The 6,660-nt window shown below is 57.0% G+C and carries 5 protein-coding genes; 3 read left to right on the top strand and 2 right to left on the bottom strand.

Translation table 11 applies throughout. The annotated features are described in order from the left end of the window. The 3 genes from HY298_03865 to HY298_03855 form a co-directional block, all read left to right on the top strand. The coding region (locus HY298_03865) for an ABC transporter ATP-binding protein (protein MBI3849418.1) at window positions 1-802 on the top strand (802 nt) is incomplete at its 5' end. After that, a complete protein-coding gene (locus HY298_03860) occupies window positions 799-3,552 on the top strand; it encodes an ABC transporter permease subunit (GenBank protein MBI3849417.1) in 2,754 nt (917 codons plus the stop codon). The genes HY298_03865 and HY298_03860, both read left to right, overlap by 4 nt. Before the next feature lie 42 nt (window positions 3,553-3,594). Then, window positions 3,595-3,792, top strand: a complete 198-nt coding sequence (locus HY298_03855; GenBank protein ID MBI3849416.1) for a hypothetical protein — start codon at window positions 3,595-3,597, stop codon at window positions 3,790-3,792. Between the two features lie 40 nt (window positions 3,793-3,832). Here HY298_03855 and HY298_03850 read toward each other — a convergent pair whose 3' ends face one another. Beyond that, the gene (locus HY298_03850) at window positions 3,833-4,327 is read right to left on the bottom strand and encodes a hypothetical protein (GenBank protein MBI3849415.1); all 495 of its coding nucleotides are present in this window, start codon (window positions 4,325-4,327) and stop codon (window positions 3,833-3,835) included. Window positions 4,328-4,582: 255 nt separating this feature from the next. Next, window positions 4,583-6,622: a hypothetical protein gene (locus HY298_03845; GenBank protein MBI3849414.1), complete on the bottom strand. Its 2,040-nt coding sequence runs from the start codon at window positions 6,620-6,622 to the stop codon at window positions 4,583-4,585. Window positions 6,623-6,660 lie beyond the last annotated feature (38 nt).

Here is a 6,660-nt window from a genome sequence, read left to right as displayed (position 1 = left end):
CGGCTTCTTCGGGCGCAACGGCGCGGGCAAGACCACCACGATCAAATGCCTGTTGAATCTGCTTCGCCCCACCAGCGGCTGCGTGCACGTGTTCGGCCTCGACCCACAGAAGGATGAAGTCGGAGTCAAATCGCGGCTCGCCTATGTGCCGGACGCAGTCGCGTTTTATCCGTGGATGACCGTGCGCGACACGCTGGATTACCATGCATCATTCCGCGCGAATTGGAATCGCAATACCGAAGCCGACCTCCTCCGACGTTTTGGCCTGAATGCCGACCAGAAAGCCATTACACTGTCCAAAGGTCAAAAGACGCAGCTCGCCCTCATCGGCGCGATCTGTCCCGAACCCGAGTTGCTCCTGCTCGACGAACCGACCTCCGGTCTCGACCCCATCGTGCGCCGCGAATTTATTGAAACCGTCATCGGCGCGTATCAATCCGGCGATCCGGGATGTCGCACGGTGTTTGTCTCCACGCATCTCATCTCGGAGTTTGAGGGATTGATTGACGAATTTACGATCATTGAGGAAGGCCGCGAACTGCTGACCATGGAAGCCGACCGTGCCCGCGATCGGTTCAGGAAGATCCGTGCGCGCTTCGCGACACCGCCTGCGAAGTTCGAACTGCCCAGCGCGGTGAGTGTGAAACAAACCGGCCGCGAACTGGAAATCCTGGCCAATGGCAGCAGCGAAGAAGTGATCGCGAAGTTGAAAGCCCATCAGCCGGAAGACTTGCGGATGGAATCACTTTCGCTGGAGGAAATTTTCGTGTCGGCCAAAACCCTCGTGCCATCGAAATCATGAACGCGCTAGTACGAAAGGAAATCAAGCTATTGCTGCCGAGCTTCAGCATCGCCGTGCTGCTGGCTCTCTCGCTCTGGTTGGCACCGAGCAACTCAGCTTTGGTCAGCCCGCTTTCGGTTTTCGAAGCGGTATTTCCCTTCCTGCTTTGCCCGGCGGTGGTTGTGATTATGGCGCTGGACTCGTTCGGCCGGGAAATGTCCTCGGGCACGTTCGCCAATCTGCTGGCGCAACCCGTTTCGCGTTCGCGCCTCTGGTGGACGAAAACGATGGCGCTGGCGGGCGCACTTGTGCTCGTTCTTGGCGTCTGGTGGCTGTCCTTCCTTGGCTGGCGAAGCCACGCTGCCTTAAATGCCGCGAAACCGGACTTGGGGGATTTGGCGATGACGACCGGGCTGATCTTGCTCACGGCTTTTTCAGGGGGGCTGTGGACCGTGCTCCTGTTCCGAACGGTGGCCGCGGCGTTTTGGTTTACCCTGCTTGTGCCGGCCGGCTTGACGGTGGCGACGAGGTATTTCACAGAAAAGTTTTTCGCCGGCGCAAATCCGACCTACGCGATAACCGCTGTCCTGACGGTTTACAGCATCGCAGGATTTCTCTGGGCGAGACGGATGTTTCTGCGCGCGCAGGATGTTCAGTGGACTGGTGGCGACATCGCCATGCCCGCCTGGCTGAAGTTGCCGCGAATGTTTGTCGCCGCCAAAGCGACGCAAAGCCGGGGTCCGCGCCTGGCGTTGCTGAAAAAGGAAATTCAACTTCACCAATCCCAATTTGTGATCGCGGGTATTCTCGCCTTCCTGCATTTGGGAATGGTCGCGGCGAGAAAAGCGGCTGGCGGTTTCAAGGATTCTCCGATGATGGAATTCCTCACCGGCCAGTTCTGGGTTTTGTGGGTCGTGATGCCGTTGCTGATCGGCTGCGCAGCGGTTGCCGAGGAGCGAAAGCTGGGAACCTTTGAATCCCAGCTATGTCTTTCGTCACGACGACGAACACAGTTCGCCATCAAGTTCCTGGTCGTATTGATGCTCTCATGCGGCTTTGGTGTTATCGTTCCGTTGCTGTTCGAAGGCGGGCGGATCGTTCCCGACATTCAGTCCAAATTCAGCAATTTCGCGCTCGCCTCCAACGGACAGGTTCTCCACGGAAATCTGCTCTGGGCGGTATTGAGCTTCATCGACTCTCTTCTGCCCTTACTACCGCAGCTCGCAATCGTCATCGGAGTTACGACGATTTCGTTCTTTGCCTCGACACTTGCGCGTAACACACTGCAAGCGCTCGCGCCGACGGCGTTGGGCATCGTTGTCGCCTCGGTTCTGGTTATCAACGGAAGCGATCCAGAAGCGATTGTCGATGCACTGCTCTGGCGTGGCTGGCTCGCTTATTTGATCGGCATTCCGACTCTCACCGTTGCGCTCGCGTGGCTGATGTATGGGAATTTCAAGCAAGTGCTGGTCGGCTGGAAAGTGTGGCGGCGAAACGGGATCGTCCTCCTCGCATCGCTTGTGGCGGTTGTCACACTTGCGAGCGCGACTTACCACCGTGTGTGGGAACTCGTATCGCCCATTGAACCACCGCACGGCGTGGCGCGATTGACGCCGTCGCCAGGTGTGACGTTGCGATGCGAAGGGGTTTGGAACGGTGGTCGCGACTTCCTGGTACGACTTTCCGATGGGCGAATCTGGACCGACCGTTTCGAGTTCAAAGATCCAAGTCTCGGCGCGTTGTTGCTTGGCGAGGGGAGGAGCTTCACACTACTCCCTGGCGGCCGATTTTTCGACGGTACGAACTGGTCAAGCTTTGCAATCTGCAATGGGTGGGAGGCTGTCGGTGTCAAATCAGATGGCAGCCTGTGGGTTTCCAAGCAGCCAACAAACCCGGTCATGCTTGAACAATCAGCATTGCACACAGCAAGTCCAGCCGGGTTGGTGAGGTTTGGCGCCGACAACAACTGGAAGAGTGCCGCGCGCGAAGCTGATACATCCGCAACCCTCTTGAAAGAGGACGGCACGTTGTGGCGCTTGGGAACGAATCGGTTAAGTTGGAAAAAGCCCTGGCCGGGATTGCGCACCTTTAAGCCTCAGCGCTTGGGGGCGGATTCAGACTGGGCGGAGATTTTTTCCAATGGCGACCAAACTTACTTCCGCAAAACAAATGGGGAATCCTGGCGCTTTGCTTCGAGAGCTGGTTCTGTCAAAAACGCAATCCAGCTTGATGAGGAAATATGGCTTTACCGAGTGGCTGACTTCGAATTGTTCTCGTCACGTGGTGACGTGTCGGCTTATTCACGCAGAGGAGCTAATTTCATGGTAGGAGTTCGCGAAGATGGGACGTTTCGCGTTACAGGTGCATGGCAGCCATCGCCGAATAAAGCGACGTGGACAATGGCAGAGCAAAATTTCCAACTCGGTAAGGAAACAGATTGGATCGCGCTGGCTGGCGACGGCGAATCAGTGGTAACTCTCAAGAACGACGGCTCGTTATGGAAGTGGACTTTTTCGGATGACCCCATAACCTATCCTGACGCAGCTTCTTGTGCCCGCCTTGGCACGCACTCGGACTGGATCGCGGTTAATGCAACGATGATGGGCGAGCTTGTGAGCCTCGCCGCCGATGGGAGTCTGTGGTCGTGGCAATTTGAATCCATGGGTCGCCGTAGCCCCTCGTTTACCTCACCGGTGGGTGAACTCCGGCCATTGCTGGGCGTATCTCGCAAACCGCAAACGCTCGCGAATATTTTCGACGACGCAAAGTGAAGGTGAGAAAAGGTGCCGGTTAATAGACGCACTGAAAAAAACATGAAACGAACACTCAAGATCATCATCGGAGTCATCGCGATCCTCGTCGGGATGGGCTTTGTCATGCCGGCGCTGGCGCAATGGCGACATCAAGGTTCAATGACGAACGAAAGCATCGCCCTGTTGCTGCTCGGCGCATGCCTGACGCTCGCCGGCGGCGGCGCTGCGATTCACGGCATCACCAGACGCAGCGGTTAATAATTCGCCGGAGCACAATAGTCGAAGTGACGGGAGAGATTCACTTTCCTTCGCGCGCAATCTTGGCTTCCAGAAAGGCCCGGTCTTCCGCGTCCCTTTCGCGATAGGTTTGCTTGGTGCGCAACAGCAGCTTCGCGGAGGCAAACGGAATGGGCACACCGTCAATCGTGTGGATTTCGATCTCCGATGCTCCCTCGTTGTAACTGACACCGCACGCCTTTGTCATCAAGTCCACCACCACTTCGTCACACACGCGCACGACGACCCAGTTGCGCAGGTCATCGTCGCCGAGTTCAAGAACGGCTTTGTCGGGAAGAATTTCGAGAGCGCGCTTGGCTTTGACCTGGTTCTCCGGTGAGTCATCAATGAGAACATCAATATCCATCGTCGTGCGGGAGAAACCATGCTGGTTGACCGCAAATCCTCCGACCACCATGTAGGTCGCGCCTTGCTCGTTGAGGCTGCGGCACACGGTGAGCAGGTCGATTACTGTGGGTGGACGGCTCTCGGTCGGGTGAGCATTTTCAGCGTCCATTCACGCTCCTCATCGTAAGTTTTGAAGCGATAGACCCCCTTGGGCAGGAAGGGCTGGTCTCCACGCAACTTGATAACCATTTCAAAAAACCCTTGCGCCCCCTGCAGGCCGCCGGAGTAAGGCTGGCGTCGTCCCACAACTCTCATTACGCCTTTGTTTTCCATCACGCACGAAACTAACCGTGGACATGTCGAACCTCAATACACATTTTCTCGCACGCGCCCTATCAATGTTCCAACTTCTGCCCGGTATTGGCTAAGGAGTAATCGGCATGGACGATTGCAGCGGAATGTCGCCGCGCAACATCCGCGTCGCCTTGTCTGCGAGACGGAGATACCAATCGCTCGGCAGCGCCTCACCGTCGATGTTCAGCGGCACCCACGTTCCTTGCACCGGAAGTTCATTCGGTGTCGGCGCAAGCTTGTACATCGCCGTGCCTTCATCCACTTCATCAAACATCGCTCCGAAAATCATCGTGCAACCGGCGGAGACGGCGTTGTAGGCCTGCCGCCAGTAAAACCGGCCACCGATGCGCGGGATTTGATTCAACTTGGAGCCGTTCATGCCTTGCATCAAGTTGACCCACGAGAAACCGGGAAAGATCACCGGCATGTAACCCAGACCGTGTGAGTTCGCATCCGCCAGATCGGGAACGATGAGGTTCTGCTTGAAATTGTCGGCTTCGTTGGTTGTTCCATAACGTCCGACGGCCCAAGGGCTGATGATGTCGAACGAACGATAGACCGTCGCCCATGCCGGGTCGGTCTGCGAATCGGCGGTCAACGTGCGCCAATACGTCGGCACGCCGCCCATTAAGGTCACGCCAGCGGACTTGAAATAGTTGATCACCGTTTGCGCGTCTTGCGGTGTGCCGGGGCGATCAGTGAAACCAAAACCCCAGACGGCGAGCACCGGTTTGCCGTTGTGCCGTGCGTAACGCGGACTGCTGGTGATCTTCATCGTGTTGACGAGATACGCCCAGTCGTTCGTCAACCGGCTGACCAGAGAGGACGCTGGCTGGCCGGAAATGTCATACATCACGGCGAAGATGCGGCCGTAAGTCTCCGCTCCGACGCGGACATTGGCCGCCACTTGATTTCGTAAGGCGAAGAAGTTTGGGTCGGACAATTCCGAGGAAAACCGTTGGAGAAAAACGCCGTCAAGATGGTTATCACGCATCCATTTAAAATGGCGGACGACCGTCTTTTGGGTGAACGCAGAATAGAGTTTTGCGGGGCTGCCATTGGTCAACGTCATGCTGGTCGCGAACAGTTCGTCGGCGTCCAGTTCCGAAGTGTCCGGCCAAAAATCGACCGTCGCATTCGTGGCTGTCGGAGTTTGACTCCGAAACCAGTGAATCCACGCGTTGACCGGCGAACCATCTCCCGGACAAACAAACCAGCCTTGATAACCCATCAACAGTTTGCGGTTCAGAGTCGTCGGATCAACCGCGTCCACCATGCGGAAAAACTTCTGTCCGCTTGGGTTCGTCAACGTGACGCTGTTCAGATTGTTGCTGATCACGACCGTGTTGGTGACGGTCTTCCAGAGCGTTGGCGGAGTCAGATTCGTCGCGGCCTGCGGAATCAAATCCACTCCCGTCAGCGGCCAGGAAAGCGAGACCGTGTTGCCGGTCTGTGCGGGCTGCAAAGCGACGATGCTGTTCGTCTGGGGCAGGACGAAATCCGAGGCTTTCGTGATTGCGACGTTGTCCCACTGAGCCGCCAACGGAAAGTAGGAGGGCGAGGTGCCAGTGCCGGTGAAGCCGTCATAAAAAGCCCGGACGGTCAGCGCGGTGCCGGTGTCGGCGGTATTGAAATAATCGCACACGAAGTAACCGAGGTCGGCATTCGGATCGCCGTAGCTCAACGTGATCTGCGCTTCCTGGGGAGCGTCATTCAGGTCGAAGACCGCGGTGACGTGGTTCGCCGCGTCGCCCATGTTCCAAAGGTAACCGCTGAGTACGTACTCAGTGTTCGCTGCCAGATTTACCGAGCGTTGATACAGCCCCACCGGCGAGCTGTTGCTGACGTAGCCGCTGGCAACGACACCATTGTCCGCCGCGTCCATGTTCATCCCGGGATCGGCGAACATGTCGCCCACTCGCAACCAGCCATCGGGAGTCGGGTGACTACCGAGGAGAACCATCCCCCGAGCCTGGAAATCGCCGTTGGTGACCAACTGCACGTGTTCGGAGCCGGGGGTGATGGTAGGGAGTTCGAGCTTTGTCTGGGCGTGTAACGGGGACGCAACCACCAACCAAACGGAACTGCAAATGATCAGAAACTGTTGCATCTTGTGTTCGCGACTTGCCGACAAAATAAACCGTGATC

The organism is Verrucomicrobiota bacterium, from assembly GCA_016200005.1.
Classification (GTDB): Bacteria; Verrucomicrobiota; Verrucomicrobiia; order Limisphaerales; family PALSA-1396; genus PALSA-1396.
This window is presented reverse-complemented; position numbering and strand designations above follow the sequence as displayed.

What these genes read in the sequence shown, in the direction of transcription:
- HY298_03860 (MBI3849417.1), top strand. Translation starts at nt 799, where the DNA reads ATGAACGCGCTAGTACGAAAGGAAATCAAGCTATTGCTGCCGAGCTTC.
- HY298_03855 (MBI3849416.1), top strand. Translation starts at nt 3,595, where the DNA reads ATGAAACGAACACTCAAGATCATCATCGGAGTCATCGCGATCCTCGTC.
- HY298_03850 (MBI3849415.1), bottom strand. Translation starts at nt 4,327, where the DNA reads ATGGACGCTGAAAATGCTCACCCGACCGAGAGCCGTCCACCCACAGTA.
- HY298_03845 (MBI3849414.1), bottom strand. Translation starts at nt 6,622, where the DNA reads ATGCAACAGTTTCTGATCATTTGCAGTTCCGTTTGGTTGGTGGTTGCG.